Genomic DNA, 21,065 nt, shown 5'->3' with positions numbered 1-21,065 from the left:
CCGCTCCATGAGCGTGGCGGGCTGCTTCGTATCGCGCAGGACCGGAGTCCGGTCCCTCTTCCGCGAGCCGGGGCGGCCGTCCTGCGGGGTGTGCCCAGTCTGTGGGGGGGCGGTGGGCTGTTCAGCCGGTGTAGCGGCGGGCCTTCGAGTGGCGCTGGGATTCCTCGAGCAGGCGCAGTCGCCTCTCGACGGCCGGCGGGAGGACGCGCCGTTCGCGCACGAGCCAGGGCAGGGCCGCCGCGGCCTCGGCGAATGCCAGCAGGCTCGCTGTGTCGCGTGGCACCGTCTGGGCCAGGTACAGGGTGCGGCGCAGCGCGGGCCGGGCCGGACGGCGCAGCCAGGTGAACCACAGGGTGTTGCGGATGCCGTGCCGCCGCCGCAGGGTCGGGTCCCGGACGGCCGACGGCTGATGGTGGACGGTCAGGCGGTCCGCGTAGGTCAGCCACCAGCCGTTCGTTGCCAGGTCGGCGGCGAGCAACTCCTCCTCACCGCCCAGCCACAGCCGGGGGTGGAAGCCGCCCGCCGTTCGGAAGGCGTCCGTGCGCAGGACCGTGGCGGCGGCCAGGAAGGAGCCGAGGGCCGGGCCGGGCAGCCAGCTCGGCCCGGGGATGGGTGACTCGCGCAGTTCCTTCACGATCGGATCCTCGGTCCTGCCGGGCTCGACGACGATCCGGGCTGTGACCGCGCCGAGCGCGGGGTGCCGGTCCAGGAGGTCGGCCGCGCCGCTCAGGGAGCCCGGCGACCACCAGGAGTCGTCGTCGCAGAAAGCGATGTAGGGCGTGCGGACATGGCCTACTGCGAGGTTGCGGCCGACGGCGCCGAGGTTGCGGTCCGGACGCAGCAGCCGTACCTCGGGGTGGCGGCGCAGAACCGCGTCGGCGGTGCCGTCGACGGAATGGTTGTCCGTGACGATCACCGGTGGTTTCTCGGGGAGTTCGGCGAGCCGGTCCAGGGTGTGGATGAGTTCCCGGCAGCGGTTGTGGGTGATGATCACGACGGTGGTGCGTTCGTCGGTCATACCGCGGCTCCCGTGGTGTCGTCCAGGATCCGGGCGGCGCGCTCGACGTGCGGGGGCAGGGGACGGCGAGCGCGCAGGGCGGCGGGCAGACGCACGAGGGCTTCGCGCAGGGCCCGGCGGGCCGCGGGGTCGTGCGGGGCGTCGGTGGCCAGGTCGCGGGTGCGGGCCAGGGCGAGTGGCAGCGGGCGCCGGAGCCAGGCGGTGAGGAGCGCGTTGCGACGGATGACGGCCGGGCGGCCGGTGCGCGGGCGGGGGTCGGGGTGGTGGTGGGCGACCACTTCGGGGCAGTGGGCGACGCCCCAGCCGCGGGCGGCCAGATCGTAGGCCAGGAGGGTTTCCTCGCCGCCGAAGAACAGCAACGGGTGGTAGCCGCCCGCGTCGAGGAAGGCGGCGCGGCGCACGACCGCGGCGCAGGCCAGGAAGCCGAGCACCTGCGTTCCGGGCAGATCGGCGGCTGGGCCGAGAGGCGAGAAGGCGAGGAGGTCGTTGAGGGGGTCGGGTGTTTCGTCCGGGCCGACGAGGGTGCTGGCGGAGAGCAGGCCGAGCCGCGGGTGGGCGTCGAGGAGCTTGACCGCGGTGTCCAGGGTGCCGGGAGCCCACCAGGAGTCGTCGTCGCTGAAGGCGACATAGGGCGTGTCAAGGGCGCGGACGCCGTGTGTCCGGGCGAGGGCACCCTGGTTGGCGGGCAGCGAGAGGACCCGGACCTCGGGGAAGTCGCGGGCGAGCACGGTGGAGGTGTCGTCGGTGGAGGCGTTGTCCACCACGACGATGTCCGGGCGCTCGGTGAGGGCCAGCAGATGGCGGAGGGTTACCGCCAGACGGGCGGAGCGATTGCGGGTGGCGATGACGACGCCTACGGCTGGGCGGTCCATGAGCGGCTCGCGAAGTGATAGGGGGCGGTGGGATACACGGCGTTGACGAACCTGTGGTGGTGGCCGGGTCTGCGGTTCACGATCACGGTCGCGGTGTGTGGGTGTGACGGTGGCCCTTCCATGTTTCGTCACGCGGGGGCGCTCTGTGCCGGTCGGAAGTCCGGCAAGGGCAGTGTGTCCGCCGCGGACAGTACTTCCTGCGGGGTGATCCGCAGCAGGGCCGGGTCGGGCCGGGTGCCGTGGGGGTCGCCGGGTGGGCCGGGATGCCACAGGGCGCGGTGGCGCGGGTCGTCGGGCGGACCCCAGCGGTCCGGCGGTACCGGGCCGAACAGGGTGACGGAGGGTGTGGCCTGGGCGACCGCCACGTGCGCGATGCCGGTGTCGCCGCTCACCACGGCGCGCGCCCGCGCGACGAGCGCGGCCAGCCGCGTGAAGGGCAGCCCGCCGGTGAACAGGTCGCCGTCCGGCAGTTCCGCCTCCCGGGCGAGCGCCGCCACCAGGTCGTCCTCCCCCGGCCCTCCCGTGACCACGACCCGGTGGCCGCGCTCGCGCAGGGCGGCGGCGACGGCCGCGTAGCGGTCGACGGGCCAGCGGCGCGAGACCGCCGCGGCACCCGGGTGCACTACCACCGCGCCCGGGGCCGGGGAAGGTTCTCCGGGCCGGGGCAGCAGCAGGTCGGACGGGTCGGCGGGGATGCCGTAGTAGGCCAGCAGCCGGCACCATCGCCGCCGTTCGTGCTCCTCCGCGTGCCACCGGGGGCCGTCGATCTCCGGCATGGCGGGGTGGGCGAAGGCGAACAGCCGCCCGGGCCGCAGGTCGTGCAGCAGCCGGTGGCTGGGCGGTCCGTTGCCGTGCAGATCGACGGCGATGTCCGGTGGCGGTCCGTCCCAGTCCAGGCCGCTCGGCACGGCGCGGCCGGGGGCGGAGGCGGGCAGCAGCCGGTCCACGGCGCCCGTCGCCGAGGCTACGGGCGCCAGTTCGGCGGGCGCGGCCAGGATCAGCTCGTGCCGGGGGAAGGCGCGGCGCAGAGCGCGCAGCGCGGGGACACCGGCCAGCAGGTCTCCCAGGCCCAGGGCCCGCAGCACCAGGATGCGCGGTGATCCGGTGGTCGCGTTCACGCGGCGCCTCCCTCCCCCGTCGCGCCCCGTGCCAGCAGAGCGGTGGAAGAGCGTCCGTCGAGGTAGGGCAGGAGGACCGTCTGGCCACCCCATTCCTCCAGCAACGTCGCCTCGGGTAGTTCCGCGCCGGTGTAGTCCCCGCCCTTGACCCACACGTCGGGGCGCAGGGCGTCGAGCAGGCGTTCGGGGGTCTCCTCGTCGAAGACCGCGACCGCGTCCACGCAGGCGAGGGCGTGCAGGACCCGGGCCCGGTCGGGCAGCGGGTTCACCGGCCGGCCCTCGCCCTTGCGGAGCCTCACGGAGGCGTCGGAGTTGACGCAGACGACCAGGCAGTCGCCGATCTCCCGGGCCGCTTGCAGAAGCCGGACGTGCCCGGCGTGCAGCAGGTCGAAGCAGCCGCCCGCGGCGACGACGGTGCCGCCGGCGGCGCGGACCCGGGCGACGACGTCGAAGGGGTCGGCTCCGGTGTGCGGGGGTCCGTGCCGGGAGGGCGCCCGGTCTGCGGCACCCGCGTCGTCACCGTCCTGGCCGGCGTCACCGGCGGTCTGCTCGGCGCTCGGCGGGGACCCGAGGGCTCCCGCTCCGCCGGCCGCCACGAAGGCGGTCGCCGCGGTGACCGCGCCCTCCACGGCCTCCTGCACCAGCGCGCCGTCGGCGAGCAGTCCGGCGGCGGTGGCGGCGAACCGGTCACCGGCGCCGCAGGCATCGCCACCGTCCATCCGGGGCGCGGGGACCAACAGCGGATGGTCTCCGTACGACAGCAGGGCACCGCGGGAGCCGAGGGTGACCGCGACGGCACTGACCCGCCAGCGCCGTACGAGCCGGGCGGCTTCGCGGGCGGTGTCCCGCAGGTCGTTGTCCCTCGTCCCCGGGTGGTCGCTTCCGGGGTCCGGCGGGCCCGCCGCGGTCTCGGTGGCCGATGCGAAGGTGCGGGCCTCCGAGCGTGCAGGGGCGACCAGGCGGGCGCCCGGCACCGGGGGGCCACCGCGCGGGTGGGGGTCCCAGACCAGGGGTGGCCGCTCGCCGAGGACGTCCCTGAGGGCGTCGACGGCGCCGCGGCCGTAGTCGGAGACCAGGACGGCGGCGGCCGAGCGGACGGCGGCACGGGCCTGCGACGTCGCGTCGAGAACCCGGCCGGTCCCCCGGTCCAGGCGCAGCACCGGCCGTCCCTGGGCCAGAATGCGCGTCTTCTCCGGCAGCGGGCCGGTCACGGGCAGCGCGATGATCCGGACCCGGGGTTCGAGGAGCCGTCGCAGCGCGCGGCCGGCCGGATCGTCGCCGACACCGGTGATCAGGATGACGTCCCGGCCGTCGAGTGCGGCGAACCACGCGGTGAGCGCGGCCCCGCCGGGGCGCAGTCGTTCCGCGCAGTCGGCGACGACGGGCACGGGCGCGTCGGGGGCCAGCCGCTCGGCGTGGCCCGTCAGATCGCGGTCCAGCAGGGCGTCACCGACGACCACGAGAGGTGCCTTGCCGTCCATGTGTCACCTCCTCCTGCCGTCGACGCGTTCCCCGGTGCCCCGGGCTCCCTCCGGGTGGGGCTCCCGGGCGCGGGCCGCGCCGTTCACCGGGGTCGGGCCCCCGCGCTGCCCGTCCAGGCGGCCACGCATCGGCCGCTGTGCCTCGCCCGCCTGGTCCACGGCCGCGTCGAAGGCCTCGCAGATCATGTGCACGGCGACCAGATGCAGTTCCTGCACGGTGGCCGTGGAGGCACCGGCCACGCACAGGGCCTGGTCGCTGCCCGCGCTGAGCGGGTTGGGCGCGGGGCCGGTGAGGGCCCACACCCGCATGCCGATCGCGCGCGCCGCGTCGGCGGCGGACAGCAGGTTGGCACTGGCGCCGGATGTGGACAGCAGGATCAGGATGTCGCCGGTACGGCCGTGGGCGCGGACCTGGCGTGCGAACACCTCGTCGACGCCGTAGTCGTTGGCGATGGCCGTGGTACTGGAGGTGTCGGCGTGCAGGGCGAGCGCGGAGAACGCCGGGCGGTCGTCGCGGTAACGGCCGACGAGCTCGGCGGTCAGGTGCTGGGCCTGGGCCGCGCTGCCGCCGTTGCCCGCGGCCAGCAGCCGCCCGCCGTCGCCGAGGACGGCGGCGAGTTGTTCGCCCCACCGCTGGGTGATCCCGGCCGAGGCCCGGAACTCGGTGAGGGCGGCGAGAAGCTCGTCGCAGTGTTCGGTGACCGGTGTCGCCCGGGCGTTCATGACGCCACCTCCGTGGGGACTTCGTGGCCGGCGAGGGCCTGGCGGTAGACCTGTTCGGTGCCGTCGGCGACGCGCTGCCAGGTGAAACGGCCCATGACCCGCTCACGGCCGGCACGTCCGTAGCGGCGGCGCAGACGGTCGCCGCCGAGGAGTTCGAGTGCGGCGGCGGCGATCGCGCCGGGGTCGGCGGGTGGGACCAGCCGTCCGGTGTCGTGGTCGGCGACCGTGTCCCGGTGGCCGCCGACGTCCGTGGCGATGACGGGGACACCGCAGGCCATCGCCTCCAGGGGAACGATGCCGAACGGTTCGTAGACCGGGGTGCACAGCACCAGGTCCGCACTGCGCATCAGGGCGGGCATCCGGTTGGGGTCCACCGCGCCGAGCAGCCGGACCCGGTCGCGCACGCCGGTCTCCCGGGCGAGGCCGAGCAGGCGCCGGGCCTCGGGATCGCCGGCCAGTTGTCCGTCCGGCGGACCGCCGGCCAGGAGGAGTTCGGTGTCGGGGATGTGGGCCAGGGCGCGGATCGCCAGGTCGTAGCCCTTCCTGGGGACGAGCCGGCCGCAGGACAGCAGCCGGTGCCGCTGCCGACGCGGGGGCGTGTCGATGGCGGTGTCCGCCGGGACCTGGCCGGTACCCGGGTCGAAGGGGCCGGTGTCCCGGCCGACCTGGCCGGTATCCGGGAGGAAAGGGCCGGTGTCCGGGCCGAGGTGGCCGGCACCCGGGCGGGAAAGGCCGGTGCCCGGGCCGAGGTGGCCGGCACCCGGGCGGGAAAGGCCGGTGCCCCGGCCGACGTCGCCGGAATCCGGGCGGAAGCTGTCGGTGTCGACTCCGCACGGCACCACGGACACCCGCTTCACGGGAACGCCCATCCGGGCGAGTTCCCTCACCTCGTCGGTGCAGGTGGCCAGGATGCGATCGCAGGCGCGGCCCAGGCGCCGCTCGGCAGCGATGCGCTCGGGCGGGCTGGTGTCCGCCGTGCCCTGGTGGCGCCGCTTGACGGTGCCGAGGGCGTGGAAGGTGTGAACGACCGGGACGCCGTGCGGGCGGGCACCGATCAGGGAGGCCGTACCGGACATCCAGAAGTGCGAGTGCACCACGTCCGGCCGCCACCGGCCCCACACCCGCGCGAGGTACGCGCCGAACGCGGGCATGTGCTCGTACAGCTCGTCCTTCGGGAGAGGCTCGGCCGGACCGGCGGGCACGTGTTCGACGACGGCGCCGCCGGGCAGCGGGACCCGGTCGGGCAGGTCCTGTGCGTCGCGCCGGGTGTAGACGGTGACGTCGTGTCCACGCCGTGCCAGTTCCTCGGTGAGGCGGGCCACGTACACGTTCTGGCCCCCGGCATCGGCGCCGCCGAGTGCGGCGAGCGGGCTCGCGTGCTCGGAGACCATGGCGATCCTCATCGGGTCACCTCCTTCAGCAGCCGCTCCCAGTCGTCCAGGAAGCGGGACAGTCCGTAGCGGGCGAGCGCTGCCGTGCGCGCCCGCTCGCCGGTCGTGCGCGCGTACCGCGGGTCGGCGATGAAGTCCCTTACGGCATCGGTCAGTACGTCGATCCTGGTGGACACCACTCCGGCACCCTCCGGTACGGCTTCGGTGGCCTCGGTGGTGGCCAGGGCGACCACGGGCATCCCGAGGTGCATGGCCTCCAGCAGGGACAGGCCCAGGGAGGTCCAGCGGACCGGGTGGACGTAGACGCGGCACTGGGCCATCGCCGCGTGCAGGTCCCGTTGTGCCAGTTCGTGGGAGCGGCAGCGGCCGGAGGGCAGGCCGAGGTGTCCGGCCAGGCCCTCGGTGCCCATGCCGAAGACGTCGAGCGGCGCGGCGTCGGCGAACTGCGGCAGCAGGTCCGTGCCTGTGGTGCGGCCACGCCGCACCGGTTCGTTGACGACCACGGCGGCGTGCGGGAGTTCCCCGGTGAACTGCGATCCGGGGTCGACGATGCCGTGCTCGATCACGGTGGCCGGGAGGTCGCCGTTGTCCCACATCAGGCGGTTGAAGTGGGTGACGTGGCACAGGGTGACGCCCGGCAGTCCGATGGCCGGGTGACGGGTGTCGGGGACCTGTCCGTGCGGGGCGTTGTGCTCCAGGTAGACGGCGGGGACGTCCCGTCCGGGCCTGCGTCCGAGCCACTGCTCGGCCAGGTCCGCCTCGTGCGGGCGCTGCAGGATCACGACGTCGACGTGGATCTCGCGCAACTGCTCGGGCGGGACTTCGATCACGCTGTCGGGCCAGTCGAAGGTGCGGGCGCGGCCGAGGCCGTCGGGCCCGCGGCCGGGCGTGACCGGAACGACGTAGGTGTGCGGGCCCTGCACGAACGCGGTCGTCCAGGAGCCGTGCACATGCCACAGCAGAATCCTCACGGCTGCCTTCCCTTCTTCTCCCCCGCGACTTTCTCCACCGCCGCGACCACGTCGTGCGCGGTCACGCTCTGCAGACACGGGTGGCCCGGCACGGGGCACTCCCGGGCCCTGCTGTCCGCGCAGGGGGCGTTCTGATCTCCCAGCAGGACGTAGGGCACGCCGTAGGGCCGCCACCGCTCGGCGGGGACGACCGGGGCGAACAGGCAGACCACGGGGGTCCCGACCGCGGCGGCCAGGTGGCTGGGGCCCGTGTTGCCGGTGACCACCGCCCGGGCGCCCGCCAGGACGCCGGCCAGTTCCGGGGCGCCGGTGCGACCGCCCAGGTCGATGGCGTCCTCCCCCGCGACGTAGGCGGTCAGGTCGCGCTCGTCGGGCCCGCCGGTCACCACGACCCGGTGGCCGGCCGCGGTCAGTTCGCGTACGGCCTGCCCACAGCGTTCCGGGCTCCACGCCCGGGCCGGGACACTGGCTCCGGGGTGCAGTACGACGTACTCGCCCGGGCCGGTCAGCCCGGTGGCGGCGGGGGGTGGCAGCACGCGCAGCCGCCCGTCGTCGGCCCGGGGGAAACCGGCGGCCTCGGCGAGGTCGAGCATCGCCTCTGCCTCGTGGGCGTGCGCTGCGCGGTGGTGGCGCACGTCCAGGAGCGAGCCGGGGTAGTCCTCGCTGTCCGCGGCGATGTGCGCCACCCCCGCCAGGCGCAGCAGCAGGGCGGTCGGCAGCGGCGACTGGTGGAATGAGGTGAGGATCAGCGCCGCGTCCGCGTCGAGGGAGTCGATCAGCAGCTCGACCTCACCGCGCCCGACGGGCGGGGGCGTCAGGCCCACCCAGGGGGCGTCCCAGACGAGAATGTCGTCGACGCCCGGCAGCAGCCGGGCGGCGGGTGCGCCGCGTGGCCCGCACAGCAGGGTGACCGAGTCGGCGCGGGCGGCCACGGCGCGGATCGCCGGGCCGGCGAGCAGGACGTCGCCGAAGCTGTCCAGACGGGTGACGAGAGCCTTCACCGTGGCCTCCGTGGGCTGCTGGGGGCGGCTTCGGCGGACTGCCGTGCGTGACGGTGACCGACGTGCGTCCCCGCGGTGGACACGACCGGCTGCTCCGGGCCGGCGAGTGGCCGCCCCGGGTCGGACGGCTGTTCGTGTGCGGTGCCCTGCCGTGCGGCACGACCGCGCCCCGTGTCGGCGGGATCGTGCTCCGGCCGTCCGGCCACGACGGCGCGTACCGCGCCGAGCAGGTCCGGGGCGACGTGCGGGGCGGCGGCCACCTCCTCGGGACGGGTGGTGGCGTTCGGCACCAGGATGCCGTGCGCGCCGGCGCGGCGGGCGGCCTCGACGTCGGCGCCGATGTCACCGATGACGACGGCGTCGGCCGGGTTCAGGCACAGCCGTCCGGCCGCCCACAGAATCAGACCGGGGGCGGGTTTGCGGCAGGGGCAGCCGTCGTCCGGGCCGTGCGGGCAGACGGCCCACACGTCCAGGGGGCCGAGGAGTTCGTCGACGCGGTGGTTGACGCGGCGTACGTCCCGCGCGGTGATCAGGCCGCGGGCCACCCCGGACTGGTTGCTGACGACCCCGGTCCGGATGCCGCGGGCGCGCAGCAGGTCGAGTGCCTCCCGCGCCCCTTCGACCGGCCGGACCTGTGCGGGGTCGCCGTTGTAGGGGACATCGTGGACGAGGGTGCCGTCACGGTCGAACAGCACGGCCCCGACCCGGCCCACGGACGGAACCGGGTCCGTGGGCGGGGCCTCGATCGTCGTGTCGCGGCGGTTCATGGCGCCACCTCCGGCCAGGGCCGGGCGGCCCGGTGCCGCCACTGTCCCCTCAGCCGCTGCCAGGTCGCGGCCGGCGGGATGAGGACGCTGGTGGCGATCATGGTGATCACCTCGTCGCGGGTGCGCGGCCCCGGCCCGACACGGGCCCAGGTGAACTCGCCGGTCCCCGCGAGCCAGCCGAGCGCCGCGACCGCGGCGGCCCGCCGGTGCCCGGACGCGGCGAGGGCGCAGGCCGCCGTACCGACGGCCGTCAGGGCGAGGTGGGCGCGGATGCGGCCGCGCGGTGCGGCGGCCCTGTCCCACCAATCGGACCCGTGCAGCCGCCGCATCAGGGCATCGTCGGCGTTGCCCCGCTGAGCGCGCAGGGACACCCAGCGGTCGGCGGGCCGCACGGGGTGCCGGGTGGTGCGCCGCCCCTGCCGCACGCGCCGGCCGGCGTCCAGCAGGCGCAGGGCGATGTCGGCGTCCTCGCGGAAGGCGCGGCGGAAACGTTCGTCGAAGCCGCCGACCTGCTTCAGGGCATCGGTGCGGTAGGCCATGTCGGCGGTGATCCACCGGGCCGTGGCCAGACCGGCGGTACCGCGCTCCCAGTCCGTGGGAGGCCGCTCGTCGGGCAGCGGCACGGTGATCACGCCCTGGACCCCGGCGGTGTCGGGGGTCGTGCCCGAGAGGTCCTCGGCGAGCTGGTCACGCCAGCGCGGGCCGACCTGGACGTCGTCGTCGAGGAAGGCGACCCAGGGCGCGTCCACCGTGTGCCAGCCGGTGTTGCGGGCGGCGGCGGGGCCGCGTCCGCCACTGGTCACAACCCGGGCGCGCCGCCGCAGATCGCCGAGGACGCCGAGCGCGTCCTCCAGCCCTGCGGGGCGGGGATCGGGCCGGTCGTCCACGATGACGATCTCGTCGGGTTCCGGTCCGGTCGCGGCGGCGAGGGCGGCCAGGCAGTCGGCGAGGGTGTCGCGGACGAGGGTGGGGATCACCACGGCGTAGCCGGTCATCAGCGTTCCCTCCCCCCGGCGAACACCGCCCTCCTGCGCACCGCGAACGGTCCGAGCGCGAGCAGGTCGACCGGTGCGGAGCCGAAGCACTCCAGCGCGTCGCGCGGGTCGTCGACCATGGGCCGGCCGGCGGTGTTGAGGCTGGTGTTGACGACGACGGGCAGGCCGGTGTGGCTTTCGAAAGCGCGCAGCATGCGGGCCACCAGCGGCTCCTGCCGCTCGTCGACGGTCTGGACGCGGGCGGTGCCGTCGACGTGCACCACGGCGGGGATCCGCTCGCGCCAGGCGCGGTGCACGTCGTGCACGAACAGCATGTAGGGGCTCGGCATCGGACCCTCGAAGACCTCCTGGGCCCGGTCCGCCAGAACCATCGGCGCGACCGGCCGGAACTCCTCACGGCCCTTGACCTTGTTGAGCCGCTCCAGGTTCTCCGCCCGCCCCGGGTGAGCCAGCAGGGAGCGGTGGCCGAGGGCACGCGGCCCGTACTCGCTGCGGCCCTGGAACCAGGCGACGACACCGTCCCGGGCCAGTTCCTCGGCGACCGTCTCGGCGATGTCGTCGGGCCGCTCGTACGGGACGGCCGCCTCCTCCAGCCATCGCCGCAGCTCCTCGTCGCTCCAGCCACGGCCGAGGTCGGCTCCGGGCATCGGCGCGACATGGCCCTGGCGCGCGGCCAGGTACAGGGCGCCGCCGAGCGCCGTCCCGGCGTCTCCGGCCGCGGGCTGCACCCAGACGTTCCGGTACGGTCCTCGGGCCGCGATCGCGGAGTTGGCCACGCAGTTCAGGGCCACGCCCCCGGCCATGGTGAGGGAGTCGCCGCCGGCCTCGCGGTGCAGCCAGTGGACCAGGTCGAGGAGCAGTTCCTCCAGCACGCTCTGGGTGCTGGCCGCCAGGTCGGCGTGGTCCTGGTTCCAGTCCTCGCCCTTGGCGCGGGCCGGAGCGAGGGCGGCCCAGTCGACGTCCCTGGCCCGGAAGCCGCCGTCTCCGGTGGCGTGCACCTGTTCGCGCAGCTCCGGCAGGAAGCGGGGTTTGCCGTAGGAGGCGAGGGCCATGACCTTGTACTCGTCGCTGCTGCGCAGGAAGCCGAGGTGCTCGGTGAGCTCCTCGTAGACCAGGCCGAGGGAGTCGGGCAGCGCCTGGCTCGCCAGCGTGTCGAGCCGTCCGCCGGTCAAGCGGCCGGCCAGGTGCGAGGCGGCCTCTCCGCGGCCGTCGAGGACGAGAACGGCGCTGTCGGGGTGCGGGGAGGCGGGGCCGGCGGAGTAGGCGTGGGCGACGTGGTGGGGGACGAAGACGACCTTCGCCGGATCGAGCCCGGGAAGGGCCTCGGCCAGGAATTCGGGGGCGCGGCGGGCGTACTCCAGGCGCAGCGGGTCCCAGGGGTCGGAGAGCCCCATGTGCGCGGCGGGCCGGGCGAGGGCCGGGTCGAAGGAGTAGCTGACGGCGTCGAGCTCCTCCGGGCGCAGCCCCGCGTGCTCAAGGCACCAGCGTGCCGAGAGTTCGGGCAGTTCCCACGCCGAGAACGGAAGGGGCCGTTTGCCGTGCTTGCGGCGGCTGAAACGCTCCTCCTCCGCGGCCGCGACGGTCCGGCCGTCGACGACCAGCGCGGCTGCGGGGTCATGGAAGAGGGCGTTGATTCCGAGGATGCGCATCCGGGCCGCTCCCTGCTGTTCGGCAAAGTAGATCTGCGTGCCTGTAAGTGGCCGGGGTGAAGCTGACTCAAACACCCGAAGTCAACTTAACTGGTCTCGTAGAGCGATATTTGCCTACTTTTAGACTGCTGTTGTCACCTGGGTCCGGGCGAACCAGTCGATGGTGCGCGCCAGCCCTTCGTTCCACGTCACCTGCGGTTTCCACTGGAGCCACTGCTGGGCCCGGCGGGTGTCGGGGCGGCGTCGGCACGGGTCGTCGGTCGGACGCTCGACGAATCCGACAGGCGACGAGGAGCCGGTGAGAGCGACGATGTGCCGGGCCAGCCGGAGCATGGTGATCTCGTCCGTGCCTCCGATGTTGACGGGCCCGGCCTCCCGTGAGGCGGCCAGTGCGAGCACTCCGTCGACGGTGTCGTCGACGTAGCACAGGGACCGCGTCTGGCCGCCGTCACCGGCCACGGTGAGCTGCTCGCCCCGCAGAGCCTGCGTGATGAAGGTGGGCACGGCACGGCCGTCACCGGTTCGCATGCGGGGACCGTAGGTGTTGAAGATGCGGACGATGGCCGTGTCGGTGCCGTGCACCGCACGATGAGCGGTGGTCAGCGCCTCCGCGAACCGCTTGGACTCGTCATAGACGCTGCGCGGCCCGATCGGGTTCACGTTGCCCCAGTAGTCCTCGTGCTGAGGGTGCTCCAGCGGGTCGCCGTACACCTCGGACGTGGAGGCGAGGACGAAGCGCGCGCCGTCCGCGCGGGCCCGTTGCAGGGCGTTGCGGGTCCCGGTGCTGCCCACGTCGAGGGTCTCCAGCGGAAGCCGCAGATAGTCGGCCGGGGAGGCCGGGCACGCGAAGTGCAGGACCAGGTCGAATCGGCCGGGCAGGCGGTGCAGGGACAGCGCGTCGGTGGCGTCGCCCAGGACGAGGCCGAAGCCCGGATACCGCTCCAGATGGTCCACGTTGCTCCGCGATCCCGTCGCCAGGTTGTCGAAGCACACGACCTCGGTGCCCGCTGCCAGCAACCGCTCGCACAAGTGGGACCCGAGGAAACCGGCCCCACCCGTGACCAGAGCCCGACGCCAGTTCTCTCCCTCCATGGAGACCTCCCTGTTCTCGCCTGCCACTCGGATGCCAGCGGTGAGTAACCCCGCGGGCGCCGGCGCACACTCGGGGAAGTCAGGTGGAGCCGTCGGTGAACAGGCCGGCGCACTGTTCGTCGTCGTCACCGGTCAGCAGCAGCACCTCGTCGCCCGCCCGGAGCTGCGTGGATCCGCTCACCGGGACCAGGCGGCCCTCCCGAACGACCACGCTGATCCATGTGTCCTCGCCGATGTCGAGCTCGTCCACCCTGCTTCCCTCGGCCGTGGAGTGCCGCTGGACCACATGGCGGGAGACACCCTCCGGCTTGTCCCGCAGCCGGACGCCGAGTGCCCACGGTTCCAGTTCCACGGACCGCATCGGAACCCGGCACCGCCGGGCCACCGTGGGCACCAGTGAGCCCTGGACGAGGACGGAGAAGACGACGACCACGAAGATCACGTCGTAGAGGCGGTCGGCGTCCGGGGCGCCGGAGCTGACGATGTAGCTGCCGAGCAGGACCGGCACGGCCCCCTTGAGCCCGGCGAAGGCCAGGAACACCCGTTCCCCCGGGGTCAGGGTCATGGGCCCCAGCACCACTGCCATGACCACCGGACGGACCAGGAGAGCGAGCACCACGGCCAGCGCCAGTCCGTCCACCCACGCCCCTTCCCTGGCGAAGGTCCACAACGGCACGGTCAGACCGAGCATCGTGAACGCGACGATCTCGCCGAGACTGCCCAGAGCGGTGTGGAAGCGTTCGACCTCCTTCTTGTACGGGGCGCGGACATCCCCCAGCAGCACACCGGCGAGGAAGACCGCCAGGAAGCCCGAGCCGTGCGCGACCACGGTCACCCCGTACACGGCGAACGCGCCTGCGAGCGTGCGCAGCGGGTACAGCCCCTCGGCGGGCAGCGGCACCTTCTGGATGAACCACTTCAGCGCCCAGCCGCCGGCGACGCCCATGACCCCGCCGATCGCCATCTCCTGCGCGAAGAGCACGGCGGTGTGACCGGCGGTGGTGAGAGCCGATCCGGACGAGGTGCCCAGCAGCCCGGCCATCAGGGCGATGCCGACGGGATCGTTGAGGCCCGACTCGCCGGGCATCAGCGTCCCTGTCCGGCCGGTGATCTTCCGGCGGCCGAGCACGGAGAAGACGACGGCGGGATCGGTCGGTGCCAGCGCCGTGCCCAGCAGCAAGGCCGGCCGCCAGTCGAGACCCAGCAGGTAGTGCGCGGCGGCGGCGAGCAGCCCGGCGGTGGCGAACGTGCCGAGCACGCCGATCGAGAGGGCGGCCCGGGCTTCCGGCTTGAAGCGCCGCCATCCGATCTCCATACCGCCCTGGAACAGCAGCACCACCAGGGCGACGGTCACCACGTCCTGCACGGTTCCCATGGAGAGCCGCCGCAGGGACGGGAAGACGTCGACCGCGACGGCCGCGACCACCAGGAAGAAGACCGGGGCCGGCACGCGCGTGCGTTCGCTCAGCCGGTTGGAGAGCACGGCCGCAAGGCCGGCCACCGCTACGACCAGGATGGCCAGCCCGAACGACCACGTGCCCTCCACCTGCTGAGTTCCTTCCTGTTCTGGTCCTCGTCCACAGGGCTCCGGGCCCCGTCATGGGCTGCCGTCATGGAGTGCCGGGCGTCGGCAGGCGGCGGAGCCGGCGTCAGCTCGCCGGCGGCGCTCGCCCGCCGGGCCGCTGGTGACGTGTCCGTGGAACGAGACCGGTGGCCGCCCGCACCGACGGCACCGAGCGGGAGCAGTGCGCGCCGGTCCGGGCGGCGCGGAGCGCTCAAGCCCGGCGCCCACGTCCGGAAGGGCCAACGCCAGGGTCTCGGCCGATGCGGTGGGAGGCGACCGGTTCCGGCCTGCTCTGCCGACGACCTTGCCGTACGCCTGGGCCGCGGATCCGCGCGAGGCGTTGCCGATCATGCTGAGGAGTTGCCGATCATGCTCCCGATGGGGCAGCTCGGACGAGTGGACGGCCTCGATCCGTACTACGGCGGCAGTGTGACCGGGTCCATGAGCAACCTTCCACCCGGGCCGTTGAGACGCGCGGGCAGCCGCGTCTCCCCCGCCGCCAGGGGTTGTCTCTGACCGGGGCGGGGTCAGACGGGCGCGACGGGCGGGTCAGGACCCCTTTCCGCGGCCGGTCAGGGCGTCCCTGACACGATCGACCATGCCCGCCCCGGGGGCCAGCAGCTTGTTGGCGGGCGGGGTGTCCGGAGCGGAGGGGTGCGGCCGGGTCGGTGCGGTCTTCTTGGCGTGGCGCACCTTGTCCCCCAGCTTCATCAGCTCCTCCTTTGACGTCGCCTCCCGCAGCCGGGGGAAGAGATTGTCCTCCTCGTCGCGGACGTGGGAGCGGATTTCGGTCATCAGTTCGCCGATGAGCCGGTCGAACTCCGGGTTGTCGGCGTCGACGCCTTCGAGTTCCTTCATGGTCCGTTCGGCGCCTGCATGGTCCTCGATCTCCTTGTCGGCGACGGTGTCGCCGTCCGGCAGGAACTCGCGCACCGCCGGGTACAGGTAGGCCTCCTCGGCCACCGAGTGCCGCACCAGCTCGATCACGGCCTGGTCCGCGTACTCCTTGCGCTGCTTCTCGCCAGGGGCCAGGGCCTCGATCTTCCCGAACAGTTCCTCGACTTCGCGGTGATCGGTCACCAGCTCCGCGATGACGTCTCCTCCATGACCCATGGTTCGGTCCTCTCTCGTTCTCCGACAGGGCAACGCCCGGTGGGTATCCCTGCCGTCTCGCAAGCAAACGAGCCGGCGGACATTCGGAGCGGTGGTGGCACGGCGTAGTCGAGTCGCCCGCTCGCCCAGGTCCGCGGGGTCGGCCCGGCCCCTGCTCCAGGGCAGGTCAGGGGTGCCGCCCCGGCTGGACCGCTCCCACCTCGAAGACGTCGCCGCACACCCGGAACGCGTTCGCCGGTGTGCGCAGCGCCCAGGTGGATCCCGGTGGGTAGGCCTGCACCTTCGCGGCGCGGCGCCAGCAGGGTTTGTCGGTCACCCCATCGGCGACCGCATGCAGTGGTGCGTAAGCGCTGGTACCGGGTTTCAGTGTGACGGCCAGGGCTTTCGGTCCCTCGGACCCGCTCCGCCGTCCCTCGCGCTCTGCGGGCCCGCCGATGCGACGGCCGTCGGAGTCGAGCAGGGTGACTCCCGGGTAGCCGCGGAGAGAGCACGGTCCGCCGAGGACTCGGGCGGACGGCACAGGGTCGGCTGTTCGTAAGGGAGTGTGTGCGGTGCGCGCGGTGTCTGAGGCGGAGCGCCGGTCCCGTGTCGATGCGGGTCTGCGAGCCGGACGAGCGTCCGGTGCGTCCGTCGGCGGCGCGGGCCTGGAGTCAGAGGGCCCAGGGGGCGAGCCGCCGTGCCTCATGTGCGTCCAGGAGCTTTCCCGACGCGAAAGCTCGAGATGCCCCAGTGCGAGGGCCCGGCCGCAGGGTTGTTCGTCCCCCTCTGCCCGGCGCGCGTCCTCCCCCGGTTCTCGCGGCACCGCTGGGGGCGCCTCATCTCGCCTGTGATCTGGCAGGGAAGGCATGCTTCGGCGGAGCGGCGTGTGCGGACGCGGCTTGGGTGAGGGGCGGGTCCGCGCGCCCCGTAGTGAGGGGCCGCGCTGCACGGTGTCGGGTAGCGGACGGCCCTGGTCGCGGCGTGGTGGCCGGGTATGACGCGAGAGTGACCGGGCCGGTGTCTGAACGGCGACGCGCGGGAGCCGATGCTGACGCGCGTTCGGTGCGGCGTCGCCGACGACGTTCACCGAGGGGCGCGCGTCTTGGGTCCGTGGGCCCGGTGCGTCCTCTTCGGGGGCTTCGGGGGCAAACCCCGAAGCCGGGTCCGCCAGCCCCACGCGCAGTTGACTCAGACAGTGCTTCAGCAGCCTGGACACGTGCATCTGGGAGACACCGACGGCCTCGGCGATCTGCTGCTGCGTCTGGTCGCGGAAGAACCGGAGATACAGGATGTGCTGTTCTCTCGTGGGAAGCCGACTCAGGGCGTGCAGTAGTGACAGGCGCTCCACCACGAGGTCCAGTCGCGGATCACTGTCACCGATCAGGTCGGCCAGGGCCGGGCCGGTCGTGTCTCCGCCCTCGGGGCTCGAGTCCAGGGAGCGTGGGTGCCGCGCACCTTCCGAGCGCATCGCCTCCCGTACGGCTTCCTCGGGCAGGTCGCAGGCTTCGGCGATCTGCGCAGGTGTCGGCGCATTCCCCGCTGTGCGTTGTTGCAGTTCCTCCCGCGCCCGCCAGACACGCTGCCGGACTTCCTGGACCGGGCGGGGCAGGCGCACCAGGGCGCTCCTGTCCCTCAGGTGGCGCTTCACTTCCCCGGTGATGGTGGGCACCGCGTAGGACAGGAAGGCGTGCCCCCGGTGGGGGTCGTAGCGGTCGATGGCCTTGACGAGTCCCAGACAAGCGACCTGGAAAAGGTCCTCCGGGTCCTCACTGCCGGTGATGCGGAACTTTCCGGCGATGCGACGGGCCAGGGGCATGAGCTGACCGGTGACCCGTTCGCGCGCCACCTGGCGCTCGGGCCCGGGGGGCAGCGTGGCGACGCCGCACACCAGTTCATCGATGTGCTCGGCGGAGGAGAGCACGTCGCTCTGCTCGATAGGTTCAGCGAGGATGCTGTCGGGCTTCATGCTGATCCTCTGACTGTTGGGGAGTGGTCGACCTCACGGGTCCCCCCACTTCTTTAGCCTATGCAAAGGTCATCGTGTGCGCTCGCCGCGCGACCCGCAGTCGGACAACCGCCGGATGGGTTCCGCGCACCGCGTAGTGACCCCGCCCAAAGGGGCCACGTCAGGATCTGCCCGCGCAGAGGCGGGCCGGCAAGCAGGATGTCGTGTATCGAGCCGGCCCACGCGCCACCGGTTTCGTGGCCCGGCCCTGGTGAAACCCGGCCCCTAGTACGGCCGCCCGCTCAACGGCAAAGCGGCACCCACGGCACACGACCTACTGTGAGGCGATGGAGCATGACCACCTCTGTGAAGGAAATGCTGGACACCTACCCCGCTGACCTGGGCGGTGTAGACCGCGAGGCAATGGTGCGGTGCATCCAGGAGTGCATCGCCTGCGCGCAGGCATGTACCGCATGTGCGGACGCCTGTCTGTCGGAGCGCATGGTCGAGGATCTGACCAAGTGCATCCGTACGAACTTGGACTGCGCGGACATCTGCAACACCACGGCATCGGTGCTCTCCCGTCACACCGGCTACGACGCGAACATCAGCCGAGCCGTGCTCCAGGCATGCGCCACCGCCTGCAAGGCCTGCGCGGAGGAGTGCGGTAGCCACGCGGACATGCACGATCACTGCCGGGTGTGCGCCGAAGCCTGCCGCAGCTGCGAACAGGCATGCAACGCACTGCTCGCCGAGCTCGGCTGAGGCCCCACGCCACCCGCTGCGACGGGGACAGGCGGCGGATGCGTCGCTCCTTCTCGGCGGCCGTCCGTCGGCGCATGGTCGCCGGGCTGCACCGGCCTGCCTTCGTTCACGAAAAGGAGCAGCCGCTGTCCATCCCTTCGGGGGCGCCGCGACACGCCGGGAATCCGAACACCGAGTGAGTCGCTTGCCGCAGCCAGAGGCGGCAGCCGACACCTGCCCGCGCTGGGTTGACTTCACAGCGCGGGCAGGTGCCGTTCCCGCAACGGACGGGGAAGATCTTGGTCGGCCACCGGCGAGCTGCGGCGATGCGCCCGTTCAGCGAAGGGCCATCACGCCGCGGGAAGCGAAGGGCCATCACGCCGCGGGAACGGATTTCCCTTCCCCGTGACCGTGGTAGCGCAGCAGGAGCATCGCGGCATCGTCGTGAGGCGGTCCGACGGAGTGCTGTGCAAGATCTTCACGCAGAGTCTTCAGGGCGCGGTACGCGTCCGGGTCGTCCAACAGGTGCGCCCGCTCACCGACGGGATAGAAGCGGCCCGCCTCGTCGCGGGCCTCGGTGACACCGTCGGTGTACAGCAGCAACTGCTCACCTGGGGCGAAGCCCACCCGATAGGGAGCCGGGCTCTCGCTCACTTGCGCACCGAGACCCAGCGGAAGCGCAAAAGCGAGCGGCTCCGGGAACTCGGCCGTGCCGTCCCCGCGGATGACCATAGGGGCCGGATGCCCGTAGTTGAGGAAGACCGCCTCACGCGCCGTTCCGATCTCGGCGAGGATCGCGGTGACGAACTTCTCCCCCTCCAGCTCCCGGGCCATGCTCCGCTCCAGGCGCTCACCCACCCCCGAGAGGTCGGGCTCGTCGTATGCCGCCTCCCGAAAGGCACCCAGCACCACGGCCGCTGTCTCCACTGCGACCAGGCCCTTGCCCTGGACGTCCCCGACGATGACTCGCACGCCGTACGGGGAGGCCACCACCTCGTACAGGTCTCCGCCGATCCGCGCCTCGGCGACCGCCGAGGTGTACGACACCGCCACGTGCAGTGGGCCCGCAGTCAGGGGTACGGGCCGCAAGAGCACCCGCTGGGCGACCTCCGCGATCGACCGCACGCTGGCCAGCTCCGCCTCCCGGCGCGACCGCGACACCGCGGCCGCGACGCCCACGCCGGTCACGCCGGCCACGGAGGCCAGCGCGGTGTAGCCCCTGCGCTCGTGAAACAGCCCGTCGTACAGGCCGAGCGCGACGCACAACACGAGGGCCGCGAGCCCGAACGCCGCCGTACGGCGCCACCCTCCGACCAGCCCGGCGAAGGCCGGCCCGAGGGACACCAGTGGCAGAAATCCGACACCGGGTCCGGCCAGGACGTCCACGACAGCCACCACCGCCATCACCACGACCGGCATGCAGGACAGCAGCGTCCAACTCGACGGCGTCTTCTGGTCGGTCATGCGGTACTCCTGCAGTGTCGCGGCCGTCGAGAGCCGCCGGACTTCCCTGCAGGCGCCCCTCCCCCACCTTTAGGCTATGCAACGGTGTGCTCCGGTGGACGACTCTCGCCCTGGGTCCTTTACCCAATCGAGTCCCAAGGCTGTCCTTTCCGATGCACGGAAGGCGGCCACGCCCGGCAGAGACACCGCACCCCGTCACCTCCGGCCCCTCACCGGTTGACACCGAGTGGCCCTGCGCTGCCAATCTACGTGCGGGGAGCGGGACTTGCCCCCCCTCATCGGCAATCAACTCCTTCTGCCGCACCACACCGGACGACCCTGCGAGCGCGAACACGCGGACAACGGCGAAAAGTCGTTCCACCCCGCAGGACAGAGCATCGCGAGACCCTCACCTTCGCAGTCTCGCCACCGCCGACGACTACGGCCGGCCCCTGCCCCTACACCAGCGATTGCGGAATTCCCCTCGAACACATACTGGCGATCTCTTTTTGCCCTGTGCAATGATCGGATCACGGGGCTGACCGACGGTCGGTCGGCACAGGACAACCCTCCAGCCGCCGGTCAGCCTCCTCGCACAGACAGTAGCCGCGAGCACGCAGCACTTCCCGGGGAGGAACAGGTGACGTGACCATCCCAGATCCGGACAGAGAAGGAACGCCGGACGACCCTGATGCCATGCCACCCATCAGCGACGAGATCTGGTTGCGATTTTTGACGGACGACGAGCGAGCCATTCGCGAGTCCGCCCTCGAAGAGCCCTCCGCACGGGAGCGGGCGCGCGCTCGGCATCCCAGCCGTCCCGACACCGGCCCAGCGGGCCGCTGCAGTCAACCTCCGGTCCACGCTCCGGCAGACGACGGGGTGGAGGCAGTCGGTGACCTGTGGCACCCCGACGATCCACAACCGACGTGGCGAGAACTCGACGGTCGTGGCAGGTTCCGCCGGTTCGGTCGGCTGATCGCCACGGCAGCGGCCATCGCTGTGGCCCTCGGGGCCTGGTCCTGGCTGTCCACCACAGCGGGCACACCGCGTACCGAACCGGGCGGCGGTACTGTCCAGGAACTGGAAACGGCGCCGAAGGCGGTGCCCACGCCAAGCCCGGCGCCGCCAGGCACTTTCGAGGGATCGCTGCAACAGTGATCACCGACGTGTGCCGGCGGGCAGGTGGGGCACGCGCT

Annotated in this window: 18 protein-coding genes; 2 read left to right on the top strand and 16 right to left on the bottom strand. The window is 72.9% G+C overall.

All coding sequences use genetic code 11. The features are described 5' to 3' along the window. Nucleotides 1-121: 121 nt before the first annotated feature. The 15 genes from ABTX62_RS06455 to ABTX62_RS06385 form a co-directional block, all read right to left on the bottom strand. Nucleotides 122-1,018, bottom strand: coding sequence for a glycosyltransferase family 2 protein (locus ABTX62_RS06455; protein WP_352115115.1), 897 nt, complete (start codon nt 1,016-1,018; stop codon nt 122-124). Beyond that, the gene (locus ABTX62_RS06450; protein WP_352115114.1) at nt 1,015-1,890 is read right to left on the bottom strand and encodes a glycosyltransferase family 2 protein; all 876 of its coding nucleotides are present in this window, start codon (nt 1,888-1,890) and stop codon (nt 1,015-1,017) included. The genes ABTX62_RS06455 and ABTX62_RS06450 overlap by 4 nt, the downstream gene beginning before the upstream one ends. Nucleotides 1,891-2,018: 128 nt before the next feature. Beyond that, the gene (locus ABTX62_RS06445) at nt 2,019-3,008 is read right to left on the bottom strand and encodes a glycosyltransferase family 9 protein (protein WP_352115113.1); all 990 of its coding nucleotides are present in this window, start codon (nt 3,006-3,008) and stop codon (nt 2,019-2,021) included. Beyond that, nucleotides 3,005-4,489: a D-glycero-beta-D-manno-heptose 1-phosphate adenylyltransferase gene (gene rfaE2, locus ABTX62_RS06440; protein ID WP_352115112.1), complete on the bottom strand. Its 1,485-nt coding sequence runs from the start codon at nt 4,487-4,489 to the stop codon at nt 3,005-3,007. Before rfaE2 ends, ABTX62_RS06445 begins: the two co-directional genes overlap by 4 nt. A gap of 3 nt (nt 4,490-4,492) precedes the next feature. After that, on the bottom strand, nt 4,493-5,212 hold the full coding sequence (locus ABTX62_RS06435) for a D-sedoheptulose-7-phosphate isomerase (RefSeq protein ID WP_352115111.1): 720 nt from the start codon (nt 5,210-5,212) through the stop codon (nt 4,493-4,495). Further along, entirely contained in the window at nt 5,209-6,615 is a 1,407-nt protein-coding gene (locus tag ABTX62_RS06430) for a glycosyltransferase (RefSeq protein WP_352115110.1), read from the bottom strand. The genes ABTX62_RS06435 and ABTX62_RS06430 overlap by 4 nt, the downstream gene beginning before the upstream one ends. Next, the gene (locus tag ABTX62_RS06425) at nt 6,612-7,574 is read right to left on the bottom strand and encodes a glycosyltransferase (protein ID WP_352115109.1); all 963 of its coding nucleotides are present in this window, start codon (nt 7,572-7,574) and stop codon (nt 6,612-6,614) included. Before ABTX62_RS06425 ends, ABTX62_RS06430 begins: the two co-directional genes overlap by 4 nt. Further along, nucleotides 7,571-8,575, bottom strand: coding sequence for a glycosyltransferase family 9 protein (locus ABTX62_RS06420; protein WP_352115108.1), 1,005 nt, complete (start codon nt 8,573-8,575; stop codon nt 7,571-7,573). The genes ABTX62_RS06425 and ABTX62_RS06420 overlap by 4 nt, the downstream gene beginning before the upstream one ends. Continuing rightward, on the bottom strand, nt 8,572-9,288 hold the full coding sequence (locus ABTX62_RS06415) for a D-glycero-alpha-D-manno-heptose-1,7-bisphosphate 7-phosphatase (RefSeq protein ID WP_352115238.1): 717 nt from the start codon (nt 9,286-9,288) through the stop codon (nt 8,572-8,574). Before ABTX62_RS06415 ends, ABTX62_RS06420 begins: the two co-directional genes overlap by 4 nt. Before the next feature lie 50 nt (nt 9,289-9,338). After that, nucleotides 9,339-10,337, bottom strand: a complete 999-nt coding sequence (locus ABTX62_RS06410) for a glycosyltransferase family 2 protein (RefSeq protein ID WP_352115107.1) — start codon at nt 10,335-10,337, stop codon at nt 9,339-9,341. Next, a complete protein-coding gene (locus tag ABTX62_RS06405; protein WP_352115106.1) occupies nt 10,337-11,986 on the bottom strand; it encodes a carbamoyltransferase family protein in 1,650 nt (549 codons plus the stop codon). Before ABTX62_RS06405 ends, ABTX62_RS06410 begins: the two co-directional genes overlap by 1 nt. 120 nt (nt 11,987-12,106) lie before the next feature. Beyond that, a complete protein-coding gene (locus ABTX62_RS06400; RefSeq protein WP_352115105.1) occupies nt 12,107-13,078 on the bottom strand; it encodes an NAD-dependent epimerase/dehydratase family protein in 972 nt (323 codons plus the stop codon). A 79-nt stretch (nt 13,079-13,157) separates the two neighbouring features. Then, nucleotides 13,158-14,624 (bottom strand): cation:proton antiporter domain-containing protein, encoded by a 1,467-nt coding sequence (locus ABTX62_RS06395; protein ID WP_352115104.1) that lies wholly within the window; start codon nt 14,622-14,624, stop codon nt 13,158-13,160. A gap of 567 nt (nt 14,625-15,191) precedes the next feature. After that, nucleotides 15,192-15,755: a hemerythrin domain-containing protein gene (locus ABTX62_RS06390; protein WP_352115103.1), complete on the bottom strand. Its 564-nt coding sequence runs from the start codon at nt 15,753-15,755 to the stop codon at nt 15,192-15,194. 166 nt (nt 15,756-15,921) lie between these two features. Beyond that, nucleotides 15,922-17,700 carry a SigB/SigF/SigG family RNA polymerase sigma factor gene (locus tag ABTX62_RS06385; RefSeq protein ID WP_352115102.1) on the bottom strand — a complete coding sequence of 593 codons (1,779 nt, stop codon included), beginning with the start codon at nt 17,698-17,700 and terminating at the stop codon, nt 15,922-15,924. A gap of 333 nt (nt 17,701-18,033) precedes the next feature. Between ABTX62_RS06385 and ABTX62_RS06380 the strand changes: the two genes are divergently transcribed. Next, nucleotides 18,034-18,444, top strand: coding sequence for a four-helix bundle copper-binding protein (locus ABTX62_RS06380; protein WP_352115101.1), 411 nt, complete (start codon nt 18,034-18,036; stop codon nt 18,442-18,444). A gap of 354 nt (nt 18,445-18,798) precedes the next feature. On the opposite strand, the gene ABTX62_RS06375 is transcribed toward ABTX62_RS06380, so the two are convergent. Further along, on the bottom strand, nt 18,799-19,887 hold the full coding sequence (locus ABTX62_RS06375) for a PP2C family protein-serine/threonine phosphatase (protein WP_352115100.1): 1,089 nt from the start codon (nt 19,885-19,887) through the stop codon (nt 18,799-18,801). A gap of 624 nt (nt 19,888-20,511) precedes the next feature. Here ABTX62_RS06375 and ABTX62_RS06370 point away from each other — a divergent pair. Further along, nucleotides 20,512-21,027 carry a hypothetical protein gene (locus ABTX62_RS06370; protein WP_352115099.1) on the top strand — a complete coding sequence of 172 codons (516 nt, stop codon included), beginning with the start codon at nt 20,512-20,514 and terminating at the stop codon, nt 21,025-21,027. The last annotated feature ends 38 nt before the right edge of the window (nt 21,028-21,065 follow it).

Source organism: Streptomyces sp. NPDC096046 (assembly GCF_040303285.1).
Taxonomy (GTDB): Bacteria; Actinomycetota; Actinomycetes; order Streptomycetales; family Streptomycetaceae; genus Streptomyces.
The sequence above is the reverse complement of the archived record's forward strand: the minus strand, read 5'-3'. Positions and strand labels throughout refer to the sequence as shown.

Excerpts from the sequence above, each read along its gene's own strand:
- ABTX62_RS06455 (WP_352115115.1), bottom strand. The coding sequence starts at position 1,018 with ATGACCGACGAACGCACCACCGTCGTGATCATCACCCACAACCGCTGC.
- ABTX62_RS06450 (WP_352115114.1), bottom strand. The coding sequence starts at position 1,890 with ATGGACCGCCCAGCCGTAGGCGTCGTCATCGCCACCCGCAATCGCTCC.
- rfaE2 (WP_352115112.1), bottom strand. The coding sequence starts at position 4,489 with ATGGACGGCAAGGCACCTCTCGTGGTCGTCGGTGACGCCCTGCTGGAC.
- ABTX62_RS06435 (WP_352115111.1), bottom strand. The coding sequence starts at position 5,212 with ATGAACGCCCGGGCGACACCGGTCACCGAACACTGCGACGAGCTTCTC.
- ABTX62_RS06430 (WP_352115110.1), bottom strand. The coding sequence starts at position 6,615 with ATGAGGATCGCCATGGTCTCCGAGCACGCGAGCCCGCTCGCCGCACTC.
- ABTX62_RS06410 (WP_352115107.1), bottom strand. The coding sequence starts at position 10,337 with ATGACCGGCTACGCCGTGGTGATCCCCACCCTCGTCCGCGACACCCTC.
- ABTX62_RS06405 (WP_352115106.1), bottom strand. The coding sequence starts at position 11,986 with ATGCGCATCCTCGGAATCAACGCCCTCTTCCATGACCCCGCAGCCGCG.
- ABTX62_RS06400 (WP_352115105.1), bottom strand. The coding sequence starts at position 13,078 with ATGGAGGGAGAGAACTGGCGTCGGGCTCTGGTCACGGGTGGGGCCGGT.
- ABTX62_RS06390 (WP_352115103.1), bottom strand. The coding sequence starts at position 15,755 with ATGGGTCATGGAGGAGACGTCATCGCGGAGCTGGTGACCGATCACCGC.
- ABTX62_RS06385 (WP_352115102.1), bottom strand. The coding sequence starts at position 17,700 with ATGAAGCCCGACAGCATCCTCGCTGAACCTATCGAGCAGAGCGACGTG.
- ABTX62_RS06380 (WP_352115101.1), top strand. The coding sequence starts at position 18,034 with ATGACCACCTCTGTGAAGGAAATGCTGGACACCTACCCCGCTGACCTG.
- ABTX62_RS06375 (WP_352115100.1), bottom strand. The coding sequence starts at position 19,887 with ATGACCGACCAGAAGACGCCGTCGAGTTGGACGCTGCTGTCCTGCATG.